Source organism: Micromonospora sp. NPDC049662 (genome assembly GCF_040675055.1).
In the GTDB taxonomy this organism is placed as follows: Bacteria; Actinomycetota; Actinomycetes; order Mycobacteriales; family Micromonosporaceae; genus Micromonospora.
The window spans coordinates 72,311-86,328 of record NZ_JBFAOC010000028.1; the positions used below are offsets into that span (position 1 = coordinate 72,311).

Annotated in this window: 12 protein-coding genes; 8 read left to right on the forward strand and 4 right to left on the reverse strand. The window is 72.9% G+C overall.

Annotated elements, in window-relative coordinates:
* The first annotated feature begins 115 nt into the window (after positions 1-115).
* The 3 genes from AB0J36_RS21185 to AB0J36_RS21195 all read left to right on the forward strand — a co-directional run bounded on the left by AB0J36_RS21185 (position 116) and on the right by AB0J36_RS21195 (position 4,155).
* The gene (locus tag AB0J36_RS21185; protein ID WP_363661024.1) at positions 116-2,551 is read left to right on the forward strand and encodes an immune inhibitor A domain-containing protein; all 2,436 of its coding nucleotides are present in this window, start codon (positions 116-118) and stop codon (positions 2,549-2,551) included.
* Positions 2,552-2,756: 205 nt separating this feature from the next.
* Entirely contained in the window at positions 2,757-3,155 is a 399-nt protein-coding gene (locus AB0J36_RS21190) for a hypothetical protein (RefSeq protein WP_363661021.1), read from the forward strand.
* Positions 3,156-3,222: 67 nt separating this feature from the next.
* Positions 3,223-4,155, forward strand: coding sequence for an alpha/beta hydrolase (locus AB0J36_RS21195; RefSeq protein ID WP_363661022.1), 933 nt, complete (start codon positions 3,223-3,225; stop codon positions 4,153-4,155).
* A 4-nt stretch (positions 4,156-4,159) separates the two neighbouring features.
* Here the strand turns inward: AB0J36_RS21195 and AB0J36_RS21200 are convergent, their stop codons facing one another.
* Positions 4,160-4,525, reverse strand: coding sequence for a hypothetical protein (locus AB0J36_RS21200; RefSeq protein ID WP_030486287.1), 366 nt, complete (start codon positions 4,523-4,525; stop codon positions 4,160-4,162).
* Positions 4,522-7,560 (reverse strand): SseB family protein, encoded by a 3,039-nt coding sequence (locus AB0J36_RS21205; protein WP_363661023.1) that lies wholly within the window; start codon positions 7,558-7,560, stop codon positions 4,522-4,524. Before AB0J36_RS21205 ends, AB0J36_RS21200 begins: the two co-directional genes overlap by 4 nt.
* A 152-nt stretch (positions 7,561-7,712) precedes the next feature.
* On the opposite strand from AB0J36_RS21205, the gene mycP reads away from it, so the two are divergent.
* The gene (mycP, locus tag AB0J36_RS21210) at positions 7,713-8,930 is read left to right on the forward strand and encodes a type VII secretion-associated serine protease mycosin (RefSeq protein ID WP_357392618.1); all 1,218 of its coding nucleotides are present in this window, start codon (positions 7,713-7,715) and stop codon (positions 8,928-8,930) included.
* 84 nt (positions 8,931-9,014) lie between these two features.
* Here the strand turns inward: mycP and AB0J36_RS21215 are convergent, their stop codons facing one another.
* Entirely contained in the window at positions 9,015-9,308 is a 294-nt protein-coding gene (locus AB0J36_RS21215; protein ID WP_357123578.1) for a WXG100 family type VII secretion target, read from the reverse strand.
* 20 nt (positions 9,309-9,328) lie between these two features.
* On the reverse strand, positions 9,329-9,649 hold the full coding sequence (locus AB0J36_RS21220) for a WXG100 family type VII secretion target (RefSeq protein ID WP_357123575.1): 321 nt from the start codon (positions 9,647-9,649) through the stop codon (positions 9,329-9,331).
* A gap of 523 nt (positions 9,650-10,172) precedes the next feature.
* On the opposite strand from AB0J36_RS21220, the gene eccE reads away from it, so the two are divergent.
* The 4 genes from eccE (at position 10,173) to rarD (ending at position 13,929) form a co-directional block, all read left to right on the forward strand.
* A complete protein-coding gene (gene eccE / locus AB0J36_RS21225) occupies positions 10,173-11,873 on the forward strand; it encodes a type VII secretion protein EccE (protein WP_357392649.1) in 1,701 nt (566 codons plus the stop codon).
* A gap of 131 nt (positions 11,874-12,004) precedes the next feature.
* Positions 12,005-12,391, forward strand: a complete 387-nt coding sequence (locus AB0J36_RS21230) for a phage holin family protein (RefSeq protein WP_355049298.1) — start codon at positions 12,005-12,007, stop codon at positions 12,389-12,391.
* Between the two features lie 111 nt (positions 12,392-12,502).
* Complete coding sequence (locus AB0J36_RS21235) at positions 12,503-13,000, forward strand: GNAT family N-acetyltransferase (protein ID WP_357123568.1); 498 nt, start codon at positions 12,503-12,505, stop codon at positions 12,998-13,000.
* Entirely contained in the window at positions 12,997-13,929 is a 933-nt protein-coding gene (gene rarD, locus AB0J36_RS21240) for an EamA family transporter RarD (protein ID WP_357392616.1), read from the forward strand. The genes AB0J36_RS21235 and rarD overlap by 4 nt, the downstream gene beginning before the upstream one ends.
* Positions 13,930-14,018: the final 89 nt, after the last annotated feature.

The following is a 14,018-nucleotide window of genomic DNA, read 5'->3' on the forward strand; positions in this document are numbered from 1 at the left end:
CGCAGCAGTGTCTATGTTCACCAATGGTCCCACTAGTGGGATCGATCTTTCACCGGCCCGTACCCCCGTTGGGTCGGTTCCCTCACACCGGAGGTACCACGTGCGCAAAGTCGCAGTGGGTCTGCTCGGGCTTTCACTGACGGCGACGGGGCTGGCGTTCGGACCGTCCGCCAGTGCCGCGCCGCAGCCGAAGTTGCCGACGGCCGCTCCGTCGGTCGCCGAGCCCGCCCTTGCCGACCACGACCTGCCGAACCCGCTGGAGGACAAGCGGCGAGCGCTGCGCCAGGAGGGCCTGAGCAAGGTCCTGGCCGGCAAGTCCAAGGCAGAGAAGATCAACGGCAGCACGGTCGTCAAGGTCGGTAAGACCCAGGCCGACGGGGCCGCCGCCCGCACCGCCGGGGCGGGCACGGCTCAGACCGAGGACCAGTACGTCGAGCTCTCCCGGGAGCAGACCGACAAGATCTTCGTGATCCTTGCCGAGTTCGGCAACGAGCGGCACCCGGACTACCCGGACAAGAGCATCGACCCCGACACCGCGGGGCCGACGAAGTTCGACGGGCCGCTGCACAACCAGATCCCGGCACCCAACCGGGCCGTGGACAACTCCACCGTCTGGCAGCCGGACTACACCGCCGACCACTACCGGCAGCTCTACTTCGGCACCAACCCGGGTGACGAGTCGCTGAAGCAGTACTACGAGGCCCAGTCCTCGGGTCGCTACAGCGTCGAGGGCGAGGTCACCGACTGGGTCAAGGTCAAGTACAACGAGGCCCGGTACGGCCGCTCCGACGACCCGATCGCCGACGACGACGCCGCCAACCCGGCCAACGACCCGGCGGTCTGCGACAGCAACGTCTGCGACAACACCTGGGACCTGGTCCGGGACGCCGCCAACCAGTGGGTCCTCGACCAGAAGGCCGCCGGCCGCACCGACGCGCAGATCGCCGCCGACGTGAAGTCGATGGACCAGTACGACCGGTACGACTACGACGGCGACGGCAACTTCAACGAGCCGGACGGCTACATCGACCACTTCCAGATCGTCCACTCCGGCGGCGACCAGGCCGACGGTGACCCGATCCAGGGTGAGGACGCGATCTGGAGCCACCGCTGGTACGCCTACGCCTCCGACCAGAACAGCACCGGTCCGGACACCTTCCTCGGTGGTGGCACGGAAATCGGCAACACCGGCGTCTGGATCGGTGACTACACCATCCAGCCGGAGAACGGTGGCCGGAGCGTCTTCTACCACGAGTACGGCCACGACCTCGGTCTGCCGGACGACTACAACGTCATCAGCGGTGGCGACAACAACAACGAGCACTGGACCCTGATGGCCCAGAGCCGGCTCGGCGCCAAGAACGACGGTGGCATCGGCGAGCGCGGTGGCGACCTCGGCGCGTGGAACAAGTTCCAGCTCGGCTGGCTCGACTACGAGACCGTCGTCGCGGGGCAGAAGAAGACGCTGGTCCTCGGCCCGCAGGAGTACAACTCGCCCGAGGCGCAGGCCGCGGTCGTCGTGCTCCCGAAGCGGGACTACACCTTCTCGAACGGCGCGCCGTTCGAGGGCAGCAAGCAGTTCTTCACCGGCAACGAGGACAACATCAACAGCACGATGACCCGGACCCTGGACTTCACCGGGAAGTCGTCGGCCGCCCTGACCATGAAGGGCCGCTACAACATCGAATCCAACTTCGACTACCTGTTCTTCGAGGCGTCGGCCGACGGCGGCAAGACCTGGGCGACCCTGCCCGGCACCGTCAACGGCAACCCGCTGAAGGAGATCTCCCCCGGGCGCTTCGCCCTGGACGGCTCCAGCGGCGGCAAGTGGGTCGACGTCAACATCCCGATGAACTCCGCGGCGGGCAAGGTCGTGCAGTTCCGGCTGCGCTACCAGACCGACGGCGGCGTGTCCCGGGGCGGTTTCTACGGTGACGCGATCACCGTGACCGCCGACGGTCAGACCGTGTTCACCGACGGCGGCGAGAACGGCGCCAACGGCTGGACCTTCGGCGGCAGGTTCGAGATCGCCTCGGCCACCTACACCAAGGCGTTCGAGAACTTCTACATCGCCGGTACCCGGTCGTACACCTCGTACGACAAGTACCTCAAGACCGGCCCGTACTACTTCGGCTACCAGAACACCCGCCCGGACCTCGTGGACCACTACGCGTACCAGGAGGGTCTGCTGATCTCGTACTGGAACCTGCGGTGGTCGGACAACGACACGTTCGCGCACCCGGGTGAGGGTCGGAACATGATCATCGACGCCCACCCGGAGCCGTCCTACAACCTGACCGGTGCCCCCTGGCGGGCCCGCGTCCAGGTCTACGACGCGCCGTTCAGCCTGAAGAAGGCGGACTCGTTCACGCTGCACATCAACAGCCAGGCCAACTACGTCCGTGGCCAGGCGGCGCAGCCGCTGTTCGACGACACCCAGCAGTACTGGTACCCGGAGCTGCCGAACCACGGCGTCAAGCTCCCGGCCACCGGCACCAAGATCAAGGTCATCTCGCAGGACGGCATCAACACCAGCGTCCGCTTCAACTGATCCCTCGATCCGGCACCACCCGTACCACGGCGATGCCCGGGCAGGTCACCTGCCCGGGCATCGCCCGTTCCAGGGGAACCCCGACCGGGTGGCGTGCGTCCGATCACCCGTGCGACCGCGAACCCGCACCACCCTGACCGGCGCCGGCCTGACCGTCCTGTTTGCGCTGGCCGGCTGCGCCGGAACGCGGAACGAAGGAGGCACCGTGTCCGCCGAACCGACCCCGTCCGGCACCCCGGCGACCAGCCCACCACCGGCCTCCGCCGCGCCGACCGGAAGCGGGGCCACGCCGTCGGCTCCCGCCGGCCGCCCGGCGCGCGCACGTGTCCCGCTGCCCACCCTACGCCCGCCGACCGGACCACCGCGCAAGCCGACCGACGCCCGGCGGGCCAACGCCCTGGCCGGACGGATCAACCGGGGCGGCGACGGCCCCTGCTACGGCCTCGTCACCGACGACGGCCGGCAGTACGCGCTGCACGGCATCGACAAGGGCTCCTTCACCGTCGGTACGACGGTCCGGGTGACCATCGGCCCCGCCGACCCGGCCGCCGACTGTGGCCCCGGCATCCCGGCCACCATCGTCGACATCAGCCCGGTCGTCTGATCCCCCGCAGGGTCACAGTCGGGCCGGCAAAACGGCCGCCTCCCGACGGGGTCCTAGGCTGTCAACCATGACCGACCAGCGCGGCGAGGCCGTCGACGAGTCCTGCGTCCTCACCGAGGGCCCGTGGACGCACCGTTTCGTCGGCGCCAACGGCAGCCGCTTCCACGTGGTCGAGGCCGGCACCGGCCCGATGGTGCTCTTCCTGCACGGCTTCCCCGAGCACTGGTGGGCCTGGCACCAGATGCTCCCCGCGGTCGCCGACGCCGGCTTCCGCGCGGTCGCCGTGGACCTGCGCGGCTACGGCGCCAGCGACAAACCACCCCGGGGGTACGACGGCTACACCCTCGCCGCCGACATCGCCGGCCTCATCCGGGCCCTCGGTGAGCGCTCGGCGACACTCGTCGGCAGCGGCGTCGGCGGCATGGTCGCCTGGACGGTGGCGTCGTTCCACCCATCTCTGGTCCGTCGGCTGGTGGTCCTGGGCGCACCCCACCCGCTACGGCTGCGCGCCGCCATCTTCGCCGACCCGCGCGGCCAGTTCGCCGCCTCCACCCCGGCATTGAAGTTTCAGCTCCCCCGCTACGAACACGTGCTCACCAGGGACGGCGCGGCGGGCGTCGAGGAGATCCTGCGCCGCTGGGCCGGCCCGAGTTGGGCAGCCAGCGCGGACTTCGAGGCGTACGCCGAACGGTGTCGGGAGGCGATGCGCATCCCGCAGGCCGCTTTCTGCGCGCTGGAAGGCTATCGCTGGGCCTTCCGTTCCGTGCTGCGGCTGCACGGCTACCGATTCGTGCGCCTCATGCAGAAACCGCTGGTCACCCCGACCCTGCAACTGCACGGCGCGGCCGACATCGCCGCCCTGCCACGGACCGCCCTCGGGTCCGGCCGGTACGTCGTCGCCCCGTACGAGTGGCGTCTGCTGGACGGGGTGGGGCACTTCCCGCACCTGGAAGCCCCCGAGGTGGTGCTCGGCGAGATCCTGCGGTGGGCCAAGTCGTAACTGGTCAGACCCGCTGCTCGCGTAGATCGGTGACCTCGGCGGCCGGCGCCCAGCCCTGGTAGACGCCGAAGTCGAAGACCTCCAACCGCATCGCCTCGGCCACCGGCCAACGACCACCCGTGTACTCGACGCGCAGCCACGCGTCGTGCTCGCCGAGCACGATGAACGGCTGGCCCTGCCAGGTGCAGGTGGTCCGCACGTACGCCAGATCCTCGATCTCGCTCGCCGGCAGCACCCGCACGTAGCGGCCCGCGCGGACCTCCTCGAAGCCCTCGCCCGGCTCGGGCTGGTACAGGCGGATGTCGTCGCCGTCCGGGCTGGCCTGGTACTCCCGGCCCTGCCAGCGGGCCACGTAACCGTCGCGCATCACTCCTCCGGAACCCGCCGCCAGGTGACCGCGTCCGTGTCGAGGACCGCGACCACCCGTTCGGTGCCGTCGCCACCGATCCGCCAGAGCTGCGCGCCGTGCGGAAGGCGGGCGCTGTCCACCTTGAACTCCGCCACCACGTCACTGCTCTCGCCCGGGGCGAAGCCGTTGCCCCGGAACGGCGGACGCTCGATGACCCAGCCCTCCATGGCACGCATCGCCGCCTCGTTCTGCCCGCCGTACGGAATTCGGTAGAGGCTGGGCCGGTGCGCCGGCCAACGCAGCACGTAGATCTCCTCGGCGTCCCGCACGAACGGCGAACCGGGGTAGTTCAGGCCCAACGCGTCGTGCAGCTCGGCCGGCGTGGCCAGGTGGGCCAGCTCACCGGCCCGGTGCACGAAACCGGAGACCCGGTCGTACCCCCGCTCCAGGTAGTACGCGAGCTGGCTGGGCGCGATCGCCTTCTGCATCACCGTCGGGCGGGCCGGGTCGACCGCCGCCGGGGCGTACCGGGGACGCGCGGCGGGTTCCGCCTCGGCCGCCGGTTCCACCGGGTCGACCTCCAGGTCGTCGCCGAGTCCCACCTCGGCGGCCCAGTTGGCCAACGCGACGATCTGGTCACCGGGCAACTTCGCACCGACCGGGGTGCCCGGGTTGACGGCGAACGACCAGTCCTCGTCGGGCCAGCGCCGGATCAGCTGGGCGAACTTCACCCGGACCGTGTCGACGGCGCCCTCGACGTGGTCGGCGAGGCGCTCCGGGGACGTGTAGACCACCACGTACGTCTCGCCGTCGAGGCGGGCGGTGCGCCAGACGAAGCCCGGGTCGCCGGGACGGCTGCCCCGCTTCGAGTCCGCCGCCGCCGGCAGCAGCACGCGCGCCAGCAGCAGAGTGGACAGGAACGTGTCCGTGCTCCCGGCACCGGCTGCGCCGAGCAGGTCCTCCTCGACGGTGTTCGCCGGCTGGAACTGCGGGGACGCCGGCTCGTCGACCGTCGGAGGCTCGACGGCGTCCGCGATCGTCGCCTCCGCGTCGGAGTCGGGGCGTGCCGGCTCGGGTTCGTAACCCACCGGGGATCGGGACGACCGACCGGTGTCGCCGCCGAAGCCAGCATCGCCGCCGAAGCCAGCGTCGCTGGCCGAACGGGCATCGCTCAGGCCGGCGTCGGTGGCCGGGCCGGTGTCGGTGGCCGGGGGGACGCTGGATGGCTCGAACAGGCTCGCTCCACCGCCAGACGCGGCCCAGGCAGTGGGACCTGGCACGGACGGGCCGGGCACAGGCGGGCCGGACGCGAACGGGCCGGGCACGGGTGGGCCGGGCACAGACGGGCCGGGCACAGACGGGCCGGGCACAGACGGGCCGGGCACAGACGGGCCGGACACAGACGGGCCGGACACAGACGGGCCGGACACAGACGGGCCGGACACAGACGGGCCGGACACAGACGGGCCGGACACAGACGGGCCGGGCACAGACGGGCCGGGCACAGACGGGCCGGACACAGACGGGTCCGGCACGGACGGGCGGCTGAACGGTGGCGGGGCGGTGGTCGTCGGGCCGGGTCGCCGTCCGGTGTCGAAGAAGGGGCCGACCTCGGGCGGATCGAGATCCCGGGACTCGATGATGGTGCCCTCGATGACGATGGGCGTGAAGCCGCGACGGGGGGCGGGCGGGCCGGAGACCGGTTCCGCGACCGCCGGTGGCAGATCCTCCACCGGTTCGAAGCGCCGCCGCTCAGCGGGCCGGCCGCGCGGGATCGCCTGGGTCTCGTCCGCCGGCTCCGAAGGGCGGGCCGGTGGCGGCCCGCCGTTGACCGAACCGGGCACCCGGAACGCGCGGGTGGGCTCCTCGGCCAACGGGTCGGGCCGCCGCGGCGGCAGCGGCTGCGTGGCCTCGTCATCGGTCAACGGCGCTCGTACCACCCGGGATGTGCCCTGGTCAGCCGCGGGCGGCCACGGTCCGCGGCCGACGTCCGGCGCGGGCATCGCGAAGGCCTGGGTCGCGCTGTCGCCGCCGGGCGCGTCGGCGGGACGGCGGCGCGGAAAGGGCTGACTGCCGCGCCCGAACCGCGACGGCGGCGCAGCCCGGTCGCCCGTCCGACCGTCGCCGGGGGGCAGGCCAGACTTACGACCGGACGTCGGTTCGAAGAAGGAGCGCCGGACGTCCTCGTTGGCGCCACCACCGACGGCCGGACCGTCGCCCTCGCTGGCCGGCCGGGTCGCGGACGGCCGGCCGGCGCGTGGAATCGGCTGGTCGACCGGGGCGGCGCGGGTGCGGTCGGCGGCCAGGGGCACGTACCGCGAAGCAGCGGTGCGGCTCGCCCCCGGCCCGACGCCGGTGCCCGGCCGGACGGTGCGGGGCGGTTCGGTCGGCTGCGGTGGCCCGGCGGCGGGCATGTCCTCCACCCCGGAGCGGCGCGGCAGGTCACCCGGGCCGGGCGCGCGGTTGGGATGGGCCGAGGCGGGGGTCGGAGACACCGGAGGCGTCGCGCCCCTCGGCCCGGGTCGTCCGGGCGGCGTCGCCTCGGGGACCGGCGGCGAGGGCGGTACGAACCCGGCGGCGGGCGGGGCGTCCCGACCGGTCGTACCCGCCCGGAACCGGGAGAGGGTCTCGGCCCGCTCCAGCCGGGCCCGGGCGCCCATGGCGCGGCCCGGCAGCCGGACGTCACCACGGGAGAGCTGCGACACGAACCAGGACGGCAGGTACCCCTCGACGGGCAGCCCGGGGTTGACCGCGAGCCACCACTCGTGGTTTGGCCAGCCCAGCGCGAGGTCGGCGAACGGGACACGCCGGTGGGTGCCCGCGTGCTCGCCCAGGCAGGCCCGCAACGCGGTGGTGGAGGTGAAGGCCAGTACGTGCGTCCGGCCACCGGTCGTCCAGGTGCCCCAGCCGGCGGCCTGACCGGCGGATGCCGGTGCGGAGACGGGCAACAGCAGCTCGGTACGGGACAGGAGGCGGAAGTAGAGCTCCTGATCGTTGGCGCGCAGCGCGTCCCGCATCGCCACCTCGGCCTCCGTGGCCGGCTCCCATTCGGTCACGGCCACCTCTCCTCCCGAGAACAGGCCACAGGTATCGCGTACAACCTACAAGGTGGCATCAAGATCACAATGGCTGGCCGGCGGCGGTCCGCCCCGGTGACGGCGAGGCGATAACATCCCGTTCCGGAGCCGACACGATACGGAGGCTGTCGATGTCCCGGTCGATTGCGCGCCCGGTCCTGGCCGGTCTGGCGGTCGCGCTGCTGACCGGCGCGACCGGTCCGGCCGTCGCCGCCCGCCCGCGCCGATCGGCTCCGGTCTGCGCGACCCCACTGACGCCCGTTCGACAGGTCGAGGCCACACCGTGGCCCCAGCAGCGGTACGACCCGGCGCGGCTCGCGCCGCTGACCACCGGCGCGGGGGTGACGGTCGCGGTGGTCGACTCCGGCGTCGACCGGGCACACCCCCAACTGGCCGGTCGGGTGCTGCCCGGCGCCGACCTGCTCGAACCGGGTGGGGACGGCGGCCAGGACTGCGCCGGGCACGGCACCGGTGTGGCGAGCATCATCGCGGCGGCGCCGCGGCCCGACGTCGCCTTCCACGGACTGGCGCCGGCCGCCCGGATCCTGCCGGTACGTGTGAGTGAGCAGCAGGTGGTGCAGGGCCGGGAATCGGGGCGCACGGTCAGCGCCGGCGAGTTCGCCCGCGCCATCCGCTGGGCCGTCGACCACGACGCCGACGTGGTGAACCTCTCCGTGGTGCTGTACGCCGACGACCCGCAGGTCCGTTCCGCCGTCCGGTACGCCGTCGAGCGGGACGTGGTGCTGGTGGCCGCCGTGGGCAACCTGCACGACAACGGTGACCCGCGCCCGTTCCCCGCCGCGTACGACGGGGTGCTCGGGGTGGGCGCGATCGGGGCGGACGGGACGCGGGCCACCTTCTCGCAGATCGGCGCGTACGTCGATCTGGTCGCCCCCGGCAGCGAGGTGCTCGTCGCCGCGCCCGCCCAGGGCCACCAGCGGGTGGAGGGCACCAGTTACGCCGCGCCGTTCGTGGCCGCCACCGCGGCCCTGCTGCGCGCGTACCGACCTGAGCTGACCGCCACCGAGGTGGTGGAGCGGATCGTCGCCACGGCCGATCCCGCGCCCGGCCCGGGACACGGCGGCGGGTACGGGGCCGGCGTGTTGAACCCCTATCGGGCGGTCACCGAGACCGGCGGCCGGCCGGGCGGACCACGATCCGCCGCCGCGCTCGCCGATGACCGGGCCGATCAGGCCGCGCTGGCCCGCCAGGCGCGTCGCGCGACCGCCCGAGACCGGGCCCTGGTGGCCGGCGCGGTGATCGGCGTGACGGCTGTCGCCGTGGTGGTGCTGGCCCTCGTGCTGCCCCGGGGCGCACGCCGACGTTGGCGACCGGCCGAGCCGGCCTGACCCGACCCGGTCGCCGCCGTGGCCCTCGCCCGAGGGTGGCCGGGACGCCGACGCGGTCATGTCAGCGCTCCCGGCCCACCGACGTCACTGGAACAGCCCGGTGTTCTTCTTCTCGGTGTCGAGGTAGTCGGCGGCGGAGTCGTCCACCGCCAACTTGATGGCACGCAGCATCGCCTGCAGGTCCTGCGAGGCGGAGCGCCACCGCGCCTGGCGCTGCTCGTACGCCTCGCGGGCGTCACCCGACCAGGCCGACACCAGCGGCGCAGCGTCACGTTCGAGCTGGCCGAGCTGCGAGTCGAGCGTGTTCAGCGCCCGCTGAATGTCCGCGCCGGCCTGTTGCAGCGCGGCAAAGTTGACGACCAGCACACCGTTGTCCATCGGAACGCCCTCCCGGCAGGTCAGAGCGGCAGCTGGATGCCGCCGCGGTTGGTGCCGGCCACCCGGCTGGCCGCCTCGTCGTCCGAGACGTCGTACTGTCGGCCCGCGGTGCGAATGGCACCGGCGGTCTCCCGCAGCGCGCGGTGCAACGCCGCCTGATCGTCTGCCCACTGTCGCTTGACCTGCTCGAACGACCGCCCGCCGGCGCCGCGCCAGGCCTGCTGCAACACCTCCAACTCGGCCAGCAGGCCGGTCAGCATGGACTGCAACGACTGGTCCACCTGTTCGAACTTCGCGGCGGTCTGCTTCATCACCGCTGCTTCTGCCTGGGTCTGGGACACCCGGACGTCACCTCGTCTCCTCGGTCGTGCCTGGCTGTCAATGCGCCCGCGGTGGGAGCGCACCGCTCGCGTGGCCCGCTCGACGAGCACGGTCGGACACGGGTCAGCGATGAACTTCGTGGCTGACGGTAGCGGCCTGGTAGCGGTTCTGCTACCCCCGGCTCTCCCCTGTGGACAACTACGACAGCCATCGGTCGCCTACTATGTGCGGCAGCCCCGTCGCGGCGCGTGACGGGCATCCGGGGGCGGTCGGCCGCCGGGCACGTCCAGAGCGGGTCGAGGAGGCGCGGTGCCGCCGATCACCACATCGGGCGCGCAATCGGCGAGCGACGCCGGGTGGGGCCCGACCGCAACTTCCCCGACCGCCGGGTCGGACATCCCCGCCGTCCCGTCGGTCGGCACCGCACTGGACGTCGGATCGACCACGATCGGCGGCAGCGCGTCGGGCACTCTCGGCAGCGCCGCCGTACCCGCTCGACGGCCCACCGCGCGGTGGGCCGCCATCGGTCGGCTCGGTGCGGCGATGCGCGCGGGCCAACTGGTCACCGGGCAGGTCGCCGTGGCGGTCGTCCTCGCCGCCTCCGGCCAGGGCGCCCCGGTCATGATCGCCGCGCTGTTGGGGGCGACGCTTCTGGTGACGGCCGCCTGCGCCCGGTTCCGGGGCCGGTGGCTCTTCGAGTGGCTGGGCACCGCCGCCGGGCACGTGACCCGCCGTCGCGGCCTGGGCGAGCGGGCCGGTGCGGCCGAACTGCTCGACCTGGTCGCGCCCGGAGCCGTCGTCGGCTCGACCGAGTTGTCCAGCGGGCCGGCGGCGGTGCTGGAGGACACCGGCGGCATGGTGGTGATGCTGGAACTCGGAGACCCCGGCGACCTGCTCGGCGACGCGTCCCGGGCGATCCCCGCGCCGTCCACGCTGCTACCGACGCCGGGGCCGGACGTGCCACCGGTACGGATCCAACTGCTGCTCACCGGCACACCGGCGCCCGTCCCCACGGCGGGTGGCACGGTCGGGACCTCGTACCGGCAGCTCACCGACGGCCGCCTCGTCGGGCGGGAGCGGGCGGTGCTCGCGGTCCGGGTGCTGCGGGCGGACGGCTGGACGCCGGAGGCACTGCGCCGGGCGCTCGCCGGCACGACCCGCCGGATCATCCGTCGGCTCGGGCCGCTGACCGCCCGGCCGCTCGGCGTACCCGCTGCGCTGCGGGTCCTGGGCGAGCTGGCCCATCACGACGGCGAGCCGATACTTCAGGCCTGGCCGTCGCTGCGCACCGGCACTCTGGTCCAGGCGACGTTCCGTCTGGTCCGCTGGCCACAGGGCGGTGGGGCGGGGGCCCGGCGGCTGGTACCCCGGCTGCTGACGCTGCCGGCGACCGCGACGACCGTGTCGCTCTGCGTGGGGCCGGCCGCGGTGACCGAGCTGACCGTACGCCTGGCCGCCACGTCGACGGCCGAACTGACCGTGGCCGTCGACGCGTTGGGCCGCCTCGTCGACGGCGCGGGCGGGGAACTGCGGCGGCTCGACGGCGCGCACCTGGACGGCCTGGCCGGCACGCTACCGCTGGCGCTCCCCTCGGCCGGGCGGCCCGAGGCGGCGCCGGACGACTGGGAGTTGACCCTGGGCGAGGCGGGGATGATGGTCGGCACCAACCGGCAGGGTGGCGCGGTCACCGTGCGGCTGTTCCGGCCGGAGGGCACGCGGGTGCTGTTGCTGGGCGGGGTGCGTACCGCTCAGCTCGTCGCGTTGCGTGCGATGGCGCTGGGGGCGCTGGTGGTGGTGCAGACGGCGCGACCCCGCGCGTGGGAGCCGTTCGTACGGGGGGTGGGCGCGCCGGGCGGAACGATTCCGCTCATCCCGCCGGGCCGGCCGGTCGCCGAATCGGCCGGCGCCGCACTGCGGCCGTTGCTGCTGGTCGTCGACACCGGACCGGTGCCGGCCGAGACCGAACCCGGTCCGGCGTGGCGGGCCACCCTCGTGGTGCGCGACGAGCTGACACCGGCCGACGTGGACACGTTGACCCGCGCCGACCTGGCGGTGCTCCAGCGACTGCACCCGGCGGAGGCGACGCTGGCCGGCGCGGCGCTGGGCCTGGGCGCCTCGGCCGACTGGCTGACCCGCATCCGCGACGACATGGTGGCGGTGGTGAACCGTCGCGCGTTGCGGTGGGCACTGCTCTCCCCGACTCCGATCGAGTCCCAGCTGATCGGCCGGCCGGCACGGGCCTGAGCGCGCCCGCGCCCAGGGGCCTGCGCGCGCCCGCGCTCAGGGGTCTGCGCGCTCGCGCGAGGCGGGCCGGTCGTCCTCGATGGTCAACCGCCGGGTTACGCCCGTGGATGGTCCGTGGCACGATCCCCGCCATGGGTTTTCTGAAAGGGTTGCTGATTCGGCTGGCCACCACGGCACTGGCCTTCTGGCTGGCCACGCTGCTCATTCCGGGCATCGACCTGGAATCGACCTCCGCCGTCCAGACGGTCACCACGCTGATCCTGGTGGCGGCGATCTTCGGCATCGTCAACGCGGTGCTCCAGCCGGTCATCAAGACCGTCGGCTGCGGCTTCTACCTGCTCACGCTCGGCCTCATCGCGCTGGTGGTGAACGGGCTGCTGTTCCTGCTCACCAGTTGGATCGCCGATCAGGCCGGGCTGCCGTTCTCGGTGGACGGGTTCTGGCCGGCCGCCGTTCTCGGCGCCCTGTTCGTGAGCATCGTGACGTGGATCCTCGGGGCCGTCCTCGACCGCGACTGACCGACCACCACCGTCCCGGACCGCCCGGCCCCGACGGGCGGGGCGGTCCGGTGACCAGAGTTCGGGAATTGGCCGGCTGGCGGCCCCCTCGGGTGGGTTAGCGTCGCCGATGTGTTCACCCTGACCCGGCCCGACGGCCACCTGCTGAGCACCGATCCCGCCCGACTCGACCTGGACCGGGTACACCACTGGCTGTCCACCGACGCGTACTGGGCACTGGGACGCGACCGGGACAGCGTCGTGCGGGCGTTCGCGGGGTCGCTGCCGTTCGGCATTTACCGGACCGACGACGACAGCCAGGTCGCGGTGGCCCGCGTGGTCACCGACCGCGCCACCTTCGCCTGGCTCTGCGACGTGTACGTCGACCGGGCCGCGCGAGGGCTCGGCCTGGGCACCTGGCTGGTGGGCGCGGTCCGAGACCACCTGGACGAGCTGGGCGTACGGCGGATCCTGCTGATCACCAACGACGCGCACGAGGTGTACGCGCGGGCGGGCTTCACCCCGTTGGACGTTCCCGAGCGGTGGATGAACCTCGATCGGCGACCGCCGGTGACCCCCATCACCGGAAAGGAACCAGACGGAGGTTCACCCCTTACGGTGGAGGCGTGACGCCACTCCGCCTGGGATACCTCTACGGCATCGGCGCGTACCTGCTCTGGGGTTTCTTCCCGCTCTACTTCAAGGTGCTGCGGCCCACCGGCCCGTTGGAGATCCTGGCCCACCGGATCGTGTGGTCGGTGCTCTTCGTGGCCCTGCTGCTCGGCGCGCTGCGCAACGTCGGCTTCCTGCGGGCCCTGCTGCGCCGACGCGCGGCGCTCGCCGGAATTGTCGCCGCAGCGGCGCTCATCGCCGTCAACTGGGGCACCTACATCTACGGCGTCAGCTCCGACCGGGTGGTGGAGACCGCGCTCGGCTACTTCATCAACCCCCTGGTAGTGGTGCTGCTCGGGGTGACGGTGCTGCGGGAGCGGCTGCGGGCCGCGCAGTGGGTGGCCCTGGGCATCGGCGGGTCGGCCGTCGCGGTGCTCGCCGTCGACTACGGCCGGCTGCCCTGGCTGGCGCTGACCCTGGCGTTCAGCTTCGCCGGCTACGGCCTGATCAAGAAGCGGCTCGGGCTGCCCGCCGCCGAGGGGCTCTTCGTCGAGTCGGCGGTGCTGGCGCTGCCCGCGCTGGGTTACCTGGCCTGGTTGTCCCGGCACGACGGACTGACCTTCGGGCACGTCTCGGCCGGGCACACCGCGCTGCTGGTGCTGGCCGGCGCGGCCACCGCGATCCCGCTGCTGCTCTTTGCCGGGGCCGCCAACCGGCTGCCGCTGACCGGCCTCGGCATGATCCAGTACCTGGCGCCGATCCTCCAGCTCGGCTGCGGTGTGCTGATCTTCCACGAGCCGATGCCGCCGGCCCGCCTCGCCGGCTTCGCGCTGGTCTGGCTCGCCCTGCTGGTCTTCACCGCCGACGCTATCCGCGCCGCCCGCCAGTCCCGCCGGTCCCGCCCCGTCGTGGCCGATCATGGAGTTGTGGTGCCCGCCGAACACTAGTTCGGGCGCTTTGTCACCCACCACAACTCCATGATCGACGGGGTGGGGGCGCCGGCGTACCCGGCCAGGGAGGTGAACGGGAAGGTACG

Coding starts and splice junctions, on each gene's coding strand:
- eccE (WP_357392649.1), top strand. CDS start 10,173: ATGCGCGCGGGCCAACTGGTCACCGGGCAGGTCGCCGTGGCGGTCGTC.
- AB0J36_RS21195 (WP_363661022.1), top strand. CDS start 3,223: ATGACCGACCAGCGCGGCGAGGCCGTCGACGAGTCCTGCGTCCTCACC.
- mycP (WP_357392618.1), top strand. CDS start 7,713: ATGTCCCGGTCGATTGCGCGCCCGGTCCTGGCCGGTCTGGCGGTCGCG.
- AB0J36_RS21215 (WP_357123578.1), bottom strand. CDS start 9,308: ATGGACAACGGTGTGCTGGTCGTCAACTTTGCCGCGCTGCAACAGGCC.
- AB0J36_RS21230 (WP_355049298.1), top strand. CDS start 12,005: ATGGGTTTTCTGAAAGGGTTGCTGATTCGGCTGGCCACCACGGCACTG.